The organism is Candidatus Aquicultor secundus (genome assembly GCF_002791875.1).
In the GTDB taxonomy this organism is placed as follows: Bacteria; Actinomycetota; Aquicultoria; order Aquicultorales; family Aquicultoraceae; genus Aquicultor_A; species Aquicultor_A secundus.
The window spans coordinates 1-512 of the sequence record NZ_PFNG01000159.1; the positions used below are offsets into that span (position 1 = coordinate 1).

At 52.9% G+C, this 512-nt stretch carries 1 protein-coding gene; it reads right to left on the minus strand.

Going from position 1 to position 512, the window contains the following annotated elements:
* The coding region (locus COY37_RS06615) for a flagellar M-ring protein FliF C-terminal domain-containing protein (RefSeq protein WP_286976889.1) at positions 1-512 on the minus strand (512 nt) is incomplete at both ends.

The window sequence follows — 512 nt, forward strand, 5'->3', positions numbered from 1 at the left end:
TCTTAACCTCGCCAGGCGGCTTGATCTCGCTTTCCTCGATTTTTGTGGAATCGTAATTTACCGTCTCGTTTGAGCGTTTATATGTCGAGTTACCCGCACTCGTATTCCCCGCAGGGTAAGTAGCCGAGGAGCCACTGGCCGTTGAGCTTGGGTTCTGCGAGGAAATCCCTGCGATACCGCCGGGCATCGACCCTGCCCCCTCATATTTTTCCGTCTCTTTCTGCGTGCTGACGACAACCGGATTATTGCCCTGCTCGACCTTGTTCGTATGGGTTTGTTTTGAGGTAAAGTCGAGATCTGCATTAACCCTAACCACCGCATTATTGTCATTGCCGAGCACCGTACCGAGCATCGAATGGATCGATTTTTCGACCTGGTTTTCGTAGGCGACCTTGGCCTCGAGCTGGGTCCTCGAGTAATTGCCCGCAAGACCGGCTTCTGAATCGCCGGTCGCCTCGTTTAAGACGTTGCCGCTTGTATCGACAACGGTTATGTTCTCGGTCTTTAGCCCT